At 63.9% G+C, this 15,144-nt stretch carries 13 protein-coding genes; 9 read left to right on the top strand and 4 right to left on the bottom strand.

Annotated elements, in window-relative coordinates; genetic code table 11:
* From AC2FNA_RS18965 to AC2FNA_RS19000, 8 genes are all read left to right on the top strand, one after another.
* On the top strand, window positions 1-259 hold a 259-nt coding region (locus tag AC2FNA_RS18965), incomplete at its 5' end, for a molybdopterin dinucleotide binding domain-containing protein (RefSeq protein WP_496829208.1).
* A 196-nt stretch (window positions 260-455) separates the two neighbouring features.
* Window positions 456-1,232: a cyclase family protein gene (locus AC2FNA_RS18970; RefSeq protein WP_496829210.1), complete on the top strand. Its 777-nt coding sequence runs from the start codon at window positions 456-458 to the stop codon at window positions 1,230-1,232.
* 5 nt (window positions 1,233-1,237) lie between these two features.
* Entirely contained in the window at window positions 1,238-1,753 is a 516-nt protein-coding gene (locus tag AC2FNA_RS18975) for a thioesterase family protein (RefSeq protein ID WP_496829212.1), read from the top strand.
* Window positions 1,754-2,059: 306 nt separating this feature from the next.
* On the top strand, window positions 2,060-3,094 hold the full coding sequence (locus AC2FNA_RS18980; protein WP_496829214.1) for a hypothetical protein: 1,035 nt from the start codon (window positions 2,060-2,062) through the stop codon (window positions 3,092-3,094).
* Complete coding sequence (locus tag AC2FNA_RS18985; protein ID WP_496829216.1) at window positions 3,091-4,362, top strand: GNAT family N-acetyltransferase; 1,272 nt, start codon at window positions 3,091-3,093, stop codon at window positions 4,360-4,362. The genes AC2FNA_RS18980 and AC2FNA_RS18985 overlap by 4 nt, the downstream gene beginning before the upstream one ends.
* 509 nt (window positions 4,363-4,871) lie before the next feature.
* On the top strand, window positions 4,872-5,636 hold the full coding sequence (locus tag AC2FNA_RS18990) for a sugar transferase (RefSeq protein WP_496829218.1): 765 nt from the start codon (window positions 4,872-4,874) through the stop codon (window positions 5,634-5,636).
* An 86-nt stretch (window positions 5,637-5,722) separates the two neighbouring features.
* A complete protein-coding gene (locus tag AC2FNA_RS18995) occupies window positions 5,723-6,604 on the top strand; it encodes a CpsD/CapB family tyrosine-protein kinase (protein WP_496829220.1) in 882 nt (293 codons plus the stop codon).
* 137 nt (window positions 6,605-6,741) lie between these two features.
* Window positions 6,742-7,980 carry a GumC domain-containing protein gene (locus AC2FNA_RS19000; protein WP_496829222.1) on the top strand — a complete coding sequence of 413 codons (1,239 nt, stop codon included), beginning with the start codon at window positions 6,742-6,744 and terminating at the stop codon, window positions 7,978-7,980.
* A 9-nt stretch (window positions 7,981-7,989) separates the two neighbouring features.
* Here AC2FNA_RS19000 and AC2FNA_RS19005 read toward each other — a convergent pair whose 3' ends face one another.
* Window positions 7,990-9,348, bottom strand: a complete 1,359-nt coding sequence (locus AC2FNA_RS19005) for an oligosaccharide flippase family protein (RefSeq protein ID WP_496829224.1) — start codon at window positions 9,346-9,348, stop codon at window positions 7,990-7,992.
* A 217-nt stretch (window positions 9,349-9,565) separates the two neighbouring features.
* Here AC2FNA_RS19005 and AC2FNA_RS19010 point away from each other — a divergent pair, with 217 nt between their 5' ends.
* A complete protein-coding gene (locus AC2FNA_RS19010) occupies window positions 9,566-10,771 on the top strand; it encodes a glycosyltransferase family 4 protein (RefSeq protein WP_496829226.1) in 1,206 nt (401 codons plus the stop codon).
* Window positions 10,772-10,810: 39 nt separating this feature from the next.
* On the opposite strand, the gene AC2FNA_RS19015 is transcribed toward AC2FNA_RS19010, so the two are convergent.
* From AC2FNA_RS19015 to AC2FNA_RS19025, 3 genes are read right to left on the bottom strand one after another with little or no spacing between them, the layout of a single operon-like run.
* On the bottom strand, window positions 10,811-11,656 hold the full coding sequence (locus AC2FNA_RS19015) for a glycosyltransferase family 2 protein (RefSeq protein ID WP_496829228.1): 846 nt from the start codon (window positions 11,654-11,656) through the stop codon (window positions 10,811-10,813).
* Window positions 11,653-14,187 (bottom strand): hypothetical protein, encoded by a 2,535-nt coding sequence (locus AC2FNA_RS19020; RefSeq protein WP_496829230.1) that lies wholly within the window; start codon window positions 14,185-14,187, stop codon window positions 11,653-11,655. The genes AC2FNA_RS19015 and AC2FNA_RS19020 overlap by 4 nt, the downstream gene beginning before the upstream one ends.
* Complete coding sequence (locus tag AC2FNA_RS19025; protein WP_496829231.1) at window positions 14,184-15,131, bottom strand: hypothetical protein; 948 nt, start codon at window positions 15,129-15,131, stop codon at window positions 14,184-14,186. Before AC2FNA_RS19025 ends, AC2FNA_RS19020 begins: the two co-directional genes overlap by 4 nt.
* Window positions 15,132-15,144 lie beyond the last annotated feature (13 nt).

The raw sequence follows: 15,144 nt of genomic DNA on the forward strand, positions 1-15,144 counted from the left end.
GATGCACCCAGCCACCCTGCGCGCCATGGGCATCGAGCCCGGCGACATGATCCGCCTCACCACACGGCGCGGCAGCGTCCAGGTCATGGTCCGCGCCGACCGCGCCATCGCCCAGGACAACGTCTTCCTCCCCTTCGCCTATGTCGAAGCCGCCGCAAACATCCTCACAAACGCAGCCCTCGACCCTTACGGAAAAATACCAGAGTTCAAATACTCCGCCGTAAAGGTCGAAAAGGTCGAGGCATTGGCGGCAGAGTAGGTCCATTGCGAGGCTCCGCCTCGCGCTCCGGAGTATTTTGAACCAGAAAGAAGCGGCACCGCGCATATGCTTCTTTCTGGTCAAAAATATCTCCGGGGGTGAGGCCCGCAGGGCCGAGGGGGCAGCGCCCCCTTTGCGTCTTGTCGGGCGTTGCGGGGCCGCCTAACTTGCGCCGGGCATGCCCAGAGGAGTGCTCATGTCCCGTCGCTTTGTCGATCTCTCCGTGCCACTGGAAACCGGTATCGTTTCCGACCCGCCGATCATGTTGCCCGAGATTGAGTATCTCACCCATGATCAGACCGCCGAACAGGTGATGTCCTTCTTTCCGGGGCTGAAACGCGAGGATCTACCGGGCGGTGAGGGCTGGGCGGTGGAGCGGCTCCGCGTTGCGACCCATAACGGCACCCATCTGGACGCGCCGTATCACCACCATTCGACGATGAACAACGGCGAGCGGGCGATCACCATCGACGAGGTGCCGCTGGAGTGGTGTTTCAACCCCGGGGTCAAGCTGGATTTTCGCCATTTCCCGGATGGTTACGTTGTCAGCGCCGAAGATGTCGAGGCCGAGCTGGAACGCATCGGGCATGTGCTTCAACCGCTCGATATCGTGGTGGTCAATACCTCGGCGGGCGCGCGCTATGGTCAGCCGGATTACCTGATCAAGGGCTGCGGCATGGGGCGCGCGGCGACGCTCTATCTGACCGAACGCGGCGTGCGGGTGACCGGAACCGATGCCTGGTCCTGGGACGCCCCCTTTCCCCTGACCGCGCGGGCCTATGCCGAAAGTGGCGATGCTTCGATCATCTGGGAGGGGCACCGCGCCTCGATGGAGATCGGCTATTGCCACATGGAAAAGCTGGCGAACCTGGACCAGCTGCCGCCCTCGGGCTTCACCATTTCCTGTTTTCCGTTCAAGATCAAAGGCGCAAGCGCGGGGTTCACCCGCGCGGTGGCGATATTCGAGGATTGAGCGCGATGGTTGAAATGACCCCGCAGAGCGGCCATGACGGCCCCTATCCGGCGCCGGTCGAAGTGCGTGGCTTCGTTGTGCGGCCGGAGTGGATCGACTATAACGGGCACATGAACGTCGGCTATTACGGCGTGGCCTTCGATCAGGCCCTGGACGTGATGCTCGAAGAGCAACTGGGGCTTGGCAAGACCTATGTCGAAACCGCCGGGGCCGGCCCATATATTCTGCAATCGCATGTTCAATTCCGACGCGAGCTGCTTGAGGGCGAAGCGTTCCACCTGCGGTTCCGCCTGCTCGACCATGATGCCAAACGGCTGATCTATTTCGGCGAGATGTATGCGGACCGGGACAGTGCGCTTTGCGCCACGCAAGAAGCGTTGATCATGAATGTCAGTCAAGAGACAGGGCGCGGTGCGACGTTTCCCGATTGGGCGCGTGCGAGACTGGCGCGGATGCAGGCGGATCATCAGGTGCTTCCCGTGCATCCGGCGGTGGGCGCGGCGCTGGGTCTGCGGCGCTGACCGCGAGCCGTCGGGCCGACATCGACCGCCGGTCTCGGCCGAATGTTTCGCGGATGCGGCGTGCTGCTGAAACATGCCAAGGACAGGCATATTCATGGCAAATTCAAGGCAGATTTATCGGGCCTGAAACCGGTCCGGGAACAATCCTTGCACGGTCGCGGGATTGGAGCGCGAGGAGACTGCAATGGCGGGCCGATCGCCGCGAATGCTGCGGGCGAATCGGGCATCATGTTATCGAAAGGGGGCATTGGCCCGGCTGAAAGACGTGTGGATGTATCGAGGGGACGGGTAAAAGGGAACGAGGGCATGGCAGACACTGGCACTTTCGACCGGCTGAACCGCATAGTCGAAACGGCCCAGGCGCGGTTCGGTCGCCCGGTCCGCAAGGTGACCGCGCCCGGCGGCGAGGGGCGCTCCAGCTTTCGACTTCATTTCGACGAGATGGATGTCATCGCAACGTTGCGCCCCGATGTCCGGCGTACTCATCTGGAGGCATTCGTTCTGGAGCGTCTGCATGCGCAATGCGATGACCTGCCCGAATGCCTTGGCCTGGTGGGCGAAGTCATGTTCCAGTCGGATGTGGGGCGTCGTCGCTTGAACCGGGAAATCGTGCGGCACGAGGGCAAGGACCAGCTGGACCTTGCCGCAGAGGCGGTCGCGGCGATCTTTCGTATCCAGTGCGCGGCGCGGCGTACCGACTTGCACAAGACGTTACCGCGTCTTGGTGCACATGACGGATGGGCCGCCAGTCTGGTCGATGCGGTGGATGCGTTGCAGCCCTATTCGATGGGGATCGACGCTCGGTTCGACCGCGCGGCCGCCGCTGGGCGTCTGGCTTGTTCAGGCCGGCAATTCGTGAAGTGGGATTGCCGCTCGGGCAATGCGGCGCTGGACCGTACCGGGCAGCTGAGGTGGTTCGATTTCGAGTATTGCGGCCTGCGCCATGGGGCCGAGGATTTTGCCTGGCTCATCGGTGACGAGGCCTGGCCCATCGCGCCCGATCAGATGGTCGATGTGATGATAGATGCCTTCGATCCTGGCTGCGGTCACCGGATCGACGCCTATCTGGACTATCTCTCGGTCTACCTGACCTTTCATTGCGCGCAGCGGTTCAAGCTGATCGTGAAAGAGGCGAGGAAACGCGGCTGGTTGTCCAAGGAGCGGGTCCGTAGATATGACGATGCCGGGGTGCATCCCGAGTTCGCCATGCAGATATGCAGGGTCGGCGCCTATTTCGCCGCGCAATCGCCGGTGACCGCGCCGCTTGCACGTAATTTCGACGCAGCCGTCGACAGTTTCCGGGCGATCCTCAGGGAAGGACGCTCGCTCAAAAGCGCATGACGATGGATGGTGCACCGGATTTCGCGGCCAGTGTTTCGGCAAGCGGCAGGCTCCGGGTCGAGCCGGTCGAAAGGGATGAGGCATTCCTCGCCCTGCGCGACAGATGGCGTGCGCTGGAGGCGCGCGACCCCGAAGGCACCGTATTTCTGTCCTGGGACTGGTTGGCGCAGGTCTTTGCCGACAATCCAGGACGCTGGCGGGTTATGGCCGTCTGGCATGGCCCGCGCCTGGTCTGTGTACTGCCGCTGAGTTACCGCCTGCGCTGGAGCCGCGGTCGGCAAGAGTTCCAGACCGAGATCGAGGCGGGTGGCCGACTGGTTCGGAGCGAGTATACCGGTTTTCTCTGCGAACCGGGATACGAGGATATCGCGGTCGACGCGCTGGCCGAGGCCTTGCGGCGGCAGCCCTGGGCGCGGATGTCCTTGCGATATGATGGTTCGCGGTCGCGTTCGGCCAAGTTCATGTCCGCTTTTGCAGGCACGGCCTATTCGGTGAGCGCTAGGCAGCATCTTATCAACAACGGGCAGACCGACACCCTCATCTGTCCCCGCGTGACGCTTCCCGGGGATTACGAGACCTGGTTGACCAACGGTCCCGGCAAGAACACCCGCCAGAAAATCCGCCGCTATTCTCGGCGCTACTTGGTCAGCGGCGACTACACCTTGAGCCACGATCCGGGTTCAGCGCTGAAATCGGATATTGGTGCGATGCTGCGGCTGTGGATGCGCAAATGGGCACCGGTCAAGGGCGCCCGGATAGCGCGGCTGTTGGCGGAGAACTACCTTCGCGTCCTTACGACGGCTAGCCGGCTGGGCCTGCTTTACCTGCCGGTCCTGCGATGCGAGGGGCGGGTGATCGGCGCACTGGGTCACATCCTGGACCATCGTATGAAACGGGTGCATTTCATCCTTGCCGGCAGGGACGAAACGGTAACCGGCAATTTCATCGGTCCGCTGCTGCATTCACAGGCAATCGGCTGGGCCATCGACCGGGGCTACGAGGTCTATGATTTCGGCCATGGAAACGAAGCCTACAAGTTCAGCTTTGGCGCGCAGCCCGAAACGGTCTCGTCTTTCTCGATCATGCCCGTCAGCTTGCCGGGCCCGGTGGGGGTGCTTGATCCGATTTGCCGGCGACAGGCGCTGGCGCGGCTCCTCTCCTTTGTGGACGCGGGCGAGGTCGACAGTGTCGCCGCCGGATGCCAACAGTTGTTGCAGCTGGAAAGGGCTGGCAGCGACCAGCGGTCGGCCCTTGCTGATCTACCCTAGAGCGTGGCGGTAAGTTCCTCGGGCGCGGGCGTGACGTACCGGCAAATACCTGGAAACAAAGCTGGTGCATGAAAGTGCCGCCATGTTTTCGACACATTCCCGAACGGATTTGCTAAGATCGATCTCTGTAAGGGCTGGTCCCGATTCCCGATGTGGATGGTTGCCAAACTAGAGACAATCCGTATCCGTGCGATCCATTGGTTCGCGCCAAAACTGGAAATAGTCGAAATTCTAGGCGGTTGTTGGCGGAAACAATCTGTTGACGCGGAATTTCTTAAAATTATCCAGACAGATGCTAGGTTCGAACATGGCAGAAGTATGGCGGAACTTTGCCAAGTTGATATCCGGTTTGACCGTGCGTAGGGCACGGCAAGCCGGGGTCGGGACACCGCCGAATGAACCGGGGCCAGCTGCCTGGTCCCGCCTGTAAGTAAAGAGTTGTCTGCGAGGTCGCGGCGCAGGGGTTCAGCGCCGGACACTCGCTCCAGGTATCCCACGTAGGGGGGGACATGAAGGACTATATCCACACCGCTTCGCTGGCGGTTCCGGTGCCGGTGGTATCTGGCCAGCCCATTCGGGCCAGGAGTGCGCTGGAAGCGGCGCTGCTGCCTGCCGACACGAACGCACCTCTGGAGAAGCGGGTGGAAGCCTTTTCTCCGGTCAAGGGCGTCTATGCGAAGGTGGGCAAGCGGTGCCTGGATGTAGCCTTCATTCTCCTTACTCTTCCGGTTGCACTTGTCATCATCGGGCTGTGCGCGCTGGCGCTGCGGCTGGAAGGGGGCAGCGCTTTCTATCGCCAGCCCCGGTTGGGCCGCAACGGCAAGCAGTTCCATATTCTCAAGCTGCGCACCATGGTGATGGATGCAGATGCCCGGCTGGAACGGATGTTGGCAGAAAACCCGGCGATGCGCGCCGAATGGGACGCCACGCAAAAGCTGAAGAATGACCCGAGGATTACTCGGGTCGGAAACTTCCTTCGGTGCACCTCTCTCGACGAGTTGCCGCAGCTGTGGAACGTGTTCAAGGGCGATATGAGCCTGGTCGGACCGCGCCCGATGATGCCCGATCAACTGCCGCTTTACGGCGCAGCTGACAGCTATTTCGCGCTGCGACCCGGAATCACCGGCCTGTGGCAGGTGTCCGAGCGCAACAATTCCCGCTTTGACTACCGGGCCAAGTCCGATGCCGAATATGCGGCGAGCCTGTCCCTGACGGGCGATCTTTCCCTGCTGCTGCGGACCACGTCGGTTGTGGTGCGCCGTACCGGGTACTGAGTTTAGGTGTGAATTCATAGTTTGGGAGCCTAATTATGGCGTATCATGACAGGGACTTGGCTCCGGAAACTGAAACGGTTGCATTGATGAACGACCAGACCACCAGTATCGGCAAGCGTAGCGCGGCAGAGCGTCCGTTCCGCCGCAAGGCCGCCTTGCGGGCCGATGCGGCAGCGCCACGGGTCGAAAAGGTGCTCCCCCCAAAGGCGCAGCCCATCGCCGAACCTGCGCCGACCGGGATGCTGCCCGCCACTTTGCCCGAACCGTGGGATCGTCTGCACGCGACGCCGCTGGGATTGGGGCGTCGACAGGCTGGTCAGATGCCGCTGGTCAATCTTCATCGCTCGGACCCCGCGGCCAAGGCGTTCGACGTCTTGCGCACCCGCCTGTTGCAGACGCTCAAGGCGCGCGGTTGGCACCGGATTGGTGTGGTGGCCCCCACGCGTGGCTGCGGTGCCAGCTTTACGGCCGTGAATCTCGCGCTCAGTATCGCGCGGGTACCGGAAAGCCGGACCGTGCTGCTGGACATGAACATGCGCGAGCCGGGGTTGGCGGGGGCGCTGGGTTTGACTGCGAGGGGGGACATGCGCGCCCTGCTGCGCGGCGATGTCTCTTATCTCGACCACCTGACCCGGTGCAGCGGCACGCTGGCCGTGGGGCTGGGCGCCGGCATTTCGGGCGATGCCTCGGAGTTGCTGCAAGCGCCAGCCTGTGGCGAGGTGCTGGATCTGATCCAGACCGATCTGAACCCGGATGTGGTGATCTGCGATCTGCCAGCGATCCTGGCCCATGACGATCTGGCGGCCTTCCTGCCACGGCTCGACGGGGTGTTGCTGGTCGCCGACGGTACCCAGACGACCGCCGAGCAGATCCGCCGCTGCCAGCAGGTGATCGGCGAGACAACACCGCTTTTGGGTGTCCTCCTGAACCGAGCGCGCGGCTCGGGCGCTGAAAACTACGCGGTCTGACCTTCGTTTTTGCCCGGAACTGCCTTATTTTCGTCGGTATGCCATGGTCTGTTGCCACTGCATACAGGCATGGTTTGGTATCAGCGAGTTGAGTGACAGGCATGGGGCCGATCTATTCTTTGGAAGACATCCTGGACATGATCCGCAGGCGTGCGCGGTTCATGCTGGCTGTCATCGTGATCGGGACCACGCTGTCGCTGGTTCTCGCCATGATGCAAAAACACGAATACGAGGCCTATGAAGTTATCCAGATCGCGCGCCCGGTGGTCTCCGACGAACTGGCGCGCAGCACGGTCGAGGGATCCTCGGCGCGGCGTCTGCAATTGATCCAGCAGGTCCTGACGACCCGTGGCACCATGCTGGAGATCATCGACAAATACGGTATCTATGCCGATATCCCCGCGCTCAAGCCGCAGGCCAAGGTGGATATGCTGCGCACCGCTGTCCGGATCGAGGGCGTCGCCGCCGCGCGCGAGGGGTTCTCTGACGACGGCACCATCTCGGTTCTGACCATCACCGCCCGGATGCCAACCGCCGTACTGGCGCAACAGGTGGCGCATGAATTCGGCCAACGCACCGTCGAACTAAGCAAGCGCACGCGGATCGAGAATGCCCGTGCCACGCTGGCCTTTTTCGATGAGCAGGCCGCAGCGTTGGAGGCCGATATAGAGGCGCTTGAAGGCGAGGTCGAGGATTTCCGCAGCCACAACCAGTTGGCGCTGCCCGGCGTTCTGGATGCCCGGCGCGATGAAATCGCCACCATCAACGGTGGCTTGCTCGACATCGCGCGCGAGCGGATCGAGATCGAGCGCGCGATGCAACTGGCCGATCAGAGCGAACGCCCCGCCACCGCAGAGCGGCTGAAGAAGGACTATCGCGAGCAGCTGGCCACGCTGGACGCGCAGCGGGCGTTGCTGGACAGCCGCAAGCGCGACCTGGAATCCCAGATCGAGACCAGCCCCGAGGTCGAGCGCATGCTGGGCACCTATGATCGCCGGCTGGAGCAGTTGCAGGACCAATTGAATCAGGTCTCGACCCGCCGTAGCGAGGCCGAGATGGGCTTTCTCATCGAGGCCGAACGTCAGGCTGAACGCCTGACCGTGATCGAAGAGGCCGCGATCCCCGATTATCCCGTCACCGAAAGCCGCAAGAAAAAAGCCATTCTTGGCGCGGCCGCCAGTTTCGTCGTCGCCTTTGCGCTTGCCGTGCTGATGGAGATGCGCCACCCGGTCCTGCGCAGCGCTGCACAGCTGGAGCGTGAACTGGGCTTTCGTCCGGTGGTGACGGTGCCATATCTCGATACTGAAAGACGGGCACCCTCGCTCTGGTCTAGGGTAACGTCCCTGTTCCGTCGCCGTCAGACCCCGGCGGAATAGGCGTCGCGCTTAGAGCGCCGCCAGCGGCGCAATCTCGGCCCAATGAAACCGGATCACGGTGGCCGCGGCGGCCCCGCCCAGCACAATCGCGATGATGTCGTGCCGCAGGTCGCGGGCGCCGTATTTGCCAGTCAGCCACAACACGGCGGGATAGGTGGCGAGCGTCGCCGCCGCCAGCGACAGGATAGCCCCCAGCAGACCAAAGGCCCAGATCCCCAGCAGGATCGCGCCCACCTGCATCAGCGCCCGCACAAGCATCAGCGTGAAATAGGACAGGCTGTCTCCCCGCGCCAGCGCGACGATGTCATAGGTCACGACGATCAGTTGCGGGATGAAGGCAAGTGAAATCAGCGTCACCATTGGCCCGGCCAGTTGGTAGCGCGGGTCATAGAGCAGGTCGACCAGCTGTGGACCGGCCAGCGCCACTGCTACCAGAGGCATCCCGACACCCAGCGTCACACCTGCCCGCAACCGTGCCAGCCGGCGCCAGTTGGCGATATCGGTATCGGGAGGATGATCGCGATAGACCGGCAGCATGATGCGCCCGACCACGGCCATCCCCAGCATGATCGGGAAACTGCCCAGGAAATAGCCGATATTGTAGATACCCAGCATCTCCATCGTCAGGTAGCGGCCCAGGATCGCCCGGTCGCCCTGGCTGATCACAAAGGTTAGTGCGGTGGACAGGAAGATCCATTTGCCGAACCGCATCAGCTCGGACCGGGCCGCCGGTTCCCAGCGGAACCGGTTGGTGTCACCCGGCAACAGGAAATGGGTCAGGACCAGTTTGGCCAGCGCCGTGATCACACCCCCCAGTGCCAGCGCCATGACCGAGCGTGTGGCAATCGCCAGCGCCGCCATGGCGCCAATGCCGATCAGCTGGCTGATCAGGTCCAGCACGGTGAGACGCCCGACTATCAGGTGCCTGTGCGCGGTTTCGATCCGGGTCGGGAAAAAGCCCGAGATCAGCAGCGCCACCGCCGCCACCGGCAGATAGGTGGTCAGATCGGGTTCGTCGTATATTCGCGATACCGGCACCGCCAGCAGGCAGGCCACCGCGAACAGCCCGATACCCCGCCCCACCTGGATGGTCCAGGCGGTGTTCAGGAAATCGGGGTCGTCGCCGCGCGGGTTCTGTGCGATGGCCGGGCCGATGCCGACATCGGAAAACAGGTTCAGGCCGACCACAACCACCGTGACCAGCGTCATCAGGCCAAAGGCCTCGGGGTATAGAAGCCGGGTCATCAGCAGGTTCGCCGCCAGCCTGAGTGCCTGGCTGCCGCCATAGCCAACCATCAGCCACGAGGCGCTGCGCAGGACGCGGGCCATCAGGCCGGAACCGTGAAAGGCGGAAAGAAGGCGGGACATGCAGGATCTCTGTTGGCGGCACATCGGGCCGGATTGTCGCCACGCTAGGGACGAGGGACGGGCGGGTCAATTGGAGCGCGCCCTGCCGCGTTGTGCTTGTGGCCCGGGATCCACAGGCGATGGCTTGCCGGGTGTCGGGTTGTGGTCCACCGCTAGGCAGCGATGGGTTCATCGGGTTAGGACTGACGGAACGTTTCTCAACCGGATAACCGTTCTCGTGATCATCGCCTATGTTCTGAACACATATCCTCAGCCTTCGCACAGTTTCATCCGGCGCGAGATTCAGGCTCTGGAGCGACAGGGGCATCAGGTCTTGCGGCTGGCGATGCGCCGGGCAGACACACCACTGGTTGATGCGAGAGATCGGGCAGAGGCGGCGAAGACCACCTATGTGCTCGACAGGGGGGCGTTGGGGCTGGGTGGTGCCTTGTTGCGCCGTTTTCTGAACGCACCGGGGCGAAGCCTTGCGGCCTTGCGGCAGGCACTGCGCTGCGGGCGTGTCTCATCCAGCGGGATGGCGCGCCACCTGATCTATCTGGCCGAGGCGGTCGAGGTCGTGGCCCGCTGTCAGGCGGCGGGCGCGGGCCATATCCATGCCCATTTCGGTACCAATTCCGCCACGGTGGCAATGCTGGCGCATGCGCTGGGCGGGCCGGGATATTCGTTTACCGTGCATGGGCCCGAGGAATTCGATGCGCCGGGCGCGCTCAGCCTTGGGGAGAAGCTTGACGCTGCGCGGTTTGCTGTAGGGGTCAGTCAGTTCGGACGCAGTCAGCTCTGCCGTTGGGCGGGATTCGACACCTGGGACCGGCTGCATGTGGTTCATTGCGGAATCGAGCCCGACGCCTTTGACGATCCGCAACCGGTCCCCGAGGGGCCACTGCGCCTGGTCTCGATCGGTCGGTTTGTCGAACAAAAGGGACAGATGGTGTTGGTACGGGCCATGGCGCGTCTGGTGCGGCGCCATCCACAGGTACATCTGGACCTGGTTGGCGATGGCGAGATGCGCCCGGCGCTGGAAAAGGCGATCACCGAGGCCGGGCTTGAGGGCAATATCACGCTGACTGGCTGGCTGGATCAGGATGGCGTGCGCGCGGCGCTTGAGCGGGCACATGCGCTGGTAATGCCCAGTTTCGCCGAAGGATTGCCCATGGTGGTGATGGAGGCGATGGCGGCGGCGCGACCGGTGGTGGCGACTTATGTGGCGGGTACGCCGGAACTGGTGCTGCCGGGTGAAACCGGCTGGATGGTGCCCGCCGGCGACGATGCCGCGTTGGCCGAGGCGCTGGCCGTGCTGGCCGAAACACCGGTGGTGCAGTTGAGGGAGATGGGCGCGGCAGGTCGCACACGCGTATTGGCGCGACACGCCATCGACGATCAGGCCCGCAAACTGGCTGATCTGGTCGCGACCTTCGAGGAGTAAGCCCAGAAAATTCGTCGAATTTTCTGGCGCCCCGCCGCTTTACCGGCCCCGGTCCCAGCGGGACCGGGGCCGGTAAAGCGGCGTCCGCACCGTGAGCGCCACGGTTGCATAGACGGCGAAACCCAGCGGGTCGCGCAGCAGGTGCCGGATCAGGCCGTGCAGGCCCAGAGTGGGTGTACCATCGTTCTGCGGCAGATGCGGATAGAGCCGCGCAACCTCGGCCACGCCTGCATCCTGCCGCCGCCGTACACGCACAAGATTGGCAAAACCCTCGACCATGGGCCAGTCATAGCCAGCCTTCACACGCAGGCGTTCTTGCGGTGTGAAACTCAGCCGTACAAAGGTGTCGTCAGAGATGATATCGGGCCAATTCCCCCAGCGCGCGCGCCCGGCAGCATTGACGGCAAACAGGCCGAAGCCGGGAACGCCGGTTGCGACAAAGGGCAGGCCTTGCCAGAACCGCGCGTAAAGACGGGTGATCTGGTTCTTTGCCGGGGCTACGCGGGGGGTGCCACTTGCATAGCGGGGCGCCTCGGTGTCGAGCGCGGCGACCAGTTGTGCCAGCAATGCAGCATCCAGATGCACATCCGCATCCAGATAGGCGCGCAATTCGCCTCGCGCTGCCGCATCCCCGGCGGTGAGCGCACCCAGTTTGCCGCCCTCGGCCAGTTCCAGTACCTGCCAGTCCCAGCCGCGCGCCGCCGCCTGGTCCGCAAAGCCGCGCGCGCGTGCGGCGGTGTCATCGGTGCAGCCATTGGCCACCACCAGCACTTCGCACCGCCAGCCTGCGGGCAGCGGGTCCGAGGCCAGGAGCGCGCGGGCGCAATCGCCGATCCACGCTGCCTCGTCATGGGCGGGGAGGATAATGCTCAGCCAGCGGCTCACTTCAGAAACTCCACCAGCGCGTCCCAGCGTGGGTTGTCGTCGTCGAGATGGCGCAGGTGACCCCAGCTGCCCCATTTGTTGGGCCGATAGACATCGGCATAGGCGGTAAACAGTCCGCCGCCCAGCGCGTGCCATCCCCGGACCAGGTCGGTATAAAGCTCTCCCATCTCGGGCGTGTAGTTGAAATGCGTAAGGAAAGCAGCCAGTTCCGCATCGTCCACCAGCGGTCCGCTGCCCACCACATGGCTGCCGCCCTCATACATGATCAGATTCAGCCCATATCGACGCGCGACATCGGCCTGATAGGGCAGGCGTTCGCTCAGGTTCCCCAGCAGCGTGTCCTCGACCTTGCCGCTGGCGGCACCGTCGCGCAGCTCGGCCCAGGCCAGCGCACTGGCCAGGTCATAGTGGTGCTTTGCGACATAGTCGTCGCGTGCCGCGCCGCTCAGCCCTTGTGCATCGGCCTGTGCCTCGGCCGCGGCGCGGCTGTCGGCCAGCCATTGCCGGACCAGCGGCAGCCGGTCCTCCCATCCCAGCGTGCCGCCGAAATAGCCGGTCACCGCATAGGCGTCGAAATGGCTGGCGGGGTTGGCGCGGCCCGGCTCCTCGGCGGTCCAGATGGGCGCGTCCAGGATCATCTCCTCAAGCCCCAGCCAGCCGGTCTGGGTCGAGATCACCCGGATCAGCCGCGCCTCGGCCTGATCCGCGAACACATCTGTCCAGATATCGGCCATCTCGACCGCGCGGGCGGCATAGTAGCTGACCCAGTGATCCTTCTTGTTCCAGCGGGCGCGAGCCTGATCCTCGGCCCATTGCGCCTGGGTGAATTGCCAGTTCCAGACCTCGTTGGACAATTCGACATAGGCGCGCTGTTCGATCCACAGATCGTCGCGCACCCTCTCGGCAAAGCGGCGGATATAGTCGTCATCGGCCAGATGCGGCATGTTAAACCAGCCATCGGCGCCGGTGCGGTTCAACAGCTCGATCATCACCTCGAGAGGCACGCCCTTCATCGCCCAGGTGAACTCGTCGGGCCGGGGACGGTCGGCCCAGGCCGATTGCTGCGAGTCGTTGGTCTGCATCCAGTCCATGAAGCGCAGCGCGCGAAAGCCCATCAGCCGATCCAGCCACAGCGGGTTGAACAGGCCGCCCGCCCGGTAGGCGTCCAGATGCTCTTCTTTGACCACCGAGATATCGCGCACATAATCGCCGCCGCGATGGGTGCGCTGGATGCGGATATCGACCGATCCGGGACCGGGGCTGAAATCGAAACTGACGCTGTTCTTGCCATAGCGTACGTTTTCGGCCCGGCCCGAAACCTCGACCACGCCCTGCCCGGCAAAGCGCAGCACATAGCGCCCGGCGGTCGAGACCGCCTCTTCGGGCAGGTCGGTCAGGATCAGCGTCCCGACCGAGCCCAGTTCGGGCGGGATCGCCATCACCCAGCCATTCGGGTCAAGGTAACCGGCCTCTTGCAGCTGCGCATGATCGACACCACCCCATTGTCGGGGCAAGTGGCCGATCCAGGGGCGGGCGGTCTTGAACACGTCAAGAAACGGTTGCTGGACCGACCAGTCATTGACCCCGGCCAGCCCGATCGCCACCGGGACCGGCCCCTCGGGCACGGGCGGCGGGACAAAGCCCTGTCGCGGCTCGGCCGGCTCTCCTGCCTGCTCGGTGGCGGGTTCGTTCAGTGGCTGTTCTGGGGTGGTCACCGGTTGCGGCGCGGGTGGCTCGGGCGCCTCGAACCCCTGCACCACGGTCCAAGCCACCTCCTGCAACCGCTGCGCCAGCGCCGGATCGGGGGTGTCATAGGCCTTGCCCCAGCGATCCTGAAGCCGCCGGGGCAGGCCCACCGGGCTTTCCCCGGTCACGACGGCATATTGCACCATGGTCAGGAAATAGAAGCCCAGATCGTTAGGATGGATATCGTCGGAAAAGAGCTGCGCGATGCGGTCGACCCCCGGCACGGTCCCGGCTGCGATGGCATCGGTCAGCGCCAGCATCGCCTGTCCGGCGGGCAACAGCTGCATCGGTGGTGCGCCCTCGGGGCGGGTGGCATTGACACCGTCGACGATGGATTGCCAGCGCGGCAGATCCGCCTCGATCCGCTCGCGCCACGGCACGTCGTCGCCCTCGTCATAGGCGATATCGATGCCGCTGCCCGATCGTAGATCGTGCCACGTCTCTTGCAGGAACACCCGGGTGTCGGGATTCGCGGACAGGGCCAGATCGTAATAGCGCCGGGCCGAGCCGATGCTGTCGTTATACTGCATCTGGTTGGCCAGCGGGATGCCTTCAGTCAGGATCACTACATCAAAGCCACCGCGGGGCAGGACCTCGCGCGCGTTTACGCCCTCGGCACCGCTGCCATTGTCCCATTGATATGACAGCGGCGCGCCGTTGATGATTTGCGCCGCAACCCGCACCTCGCGCCCCTCCAGCACCTGTGACAGCATCTGGGGGTTGGTGGGGCCGAACAGCGAATGGCCGATGAAGAGAATGCCGATCAGGCTGGTGATCCAGCTCATTGCGGGACTCCGGTCTTTGGATAGCTGGTGACGGTCTGCCAGACGATCTCTTGCATCAGGCGCGCGGCCTCTGGCGAGGGGGCAAGGGCGGGGCTGCCATCGGCCCGGTTCAACTGGTGGGGAAGGCCGACGGGGGAGCTCTGATAGAGCACCGCGTAATGGGTGAGCGCGATCAGATAGTTACCCAGATCGCCCATGTGGATGGTGTCGAGCCGACCCTGCTCATCTGTGCCGAACAGCGCCTCGGGCCCGTCGATACCCGGCACGCCGCCGCGCGCCTCAAGCGCGCGCACGAAGCGGGACAGGACCTGACCCACCGGGATCACATGGGCGGGGTTGTCGGGGTTGCGGGCCAGGTCGCGCAGCAGGATCTCGTTTTCCCAGAGTTCAACCAGGTCGCGGTCCAGGCGGCTGAGCCAACCATCGGGATCGTCCAGCCAGTGCCAGGTTTCATAGAGAAAAACTCGTGCGTCCGGTCGGGCCTCGCGCGCCAGTCCGGCCCATTTGCTGAAATAGCGGTCGCTGTCGAAATATCTGATCGCATCGGTCAGCTCGACCATCTCGGTCAGGATCACCGCGTCATAGTCGCCCGAGCGCAGCGCGGTATCGGCGGGGCGATAGCGGGGATGGTCGTTCATCTGCTCAAAGCCATTGATCCCCTCATCCGGCTCCCAATGCGCCTTGAGCGTGGTGCCCCATCCCAGCTGGCTGGCATAGTCATGCCCGATTGGGGCCAGCTGTTGCAGCATCGCCGGCATGTCCTGTCCAACCAGGCTGTGGCCCAGGTGAAAAACTGTCATCGCACCCGCAGGCGGTGGCAGCGGTCGAGCATAGGCAGCATCCACCACGGCGCTGTCGGGCAGGCGCGGGCGCAGCCAGCCCCACCAGAGACCGGCCATCAGAATCGCAAGGATCAGGAGGGTGGGCAGAACAGCGCGCAACATGGGGGCTTTCTAG

It is taken from the genome of Ruegeria sp. YKSD163 (genome assembly GCF_059612905.1).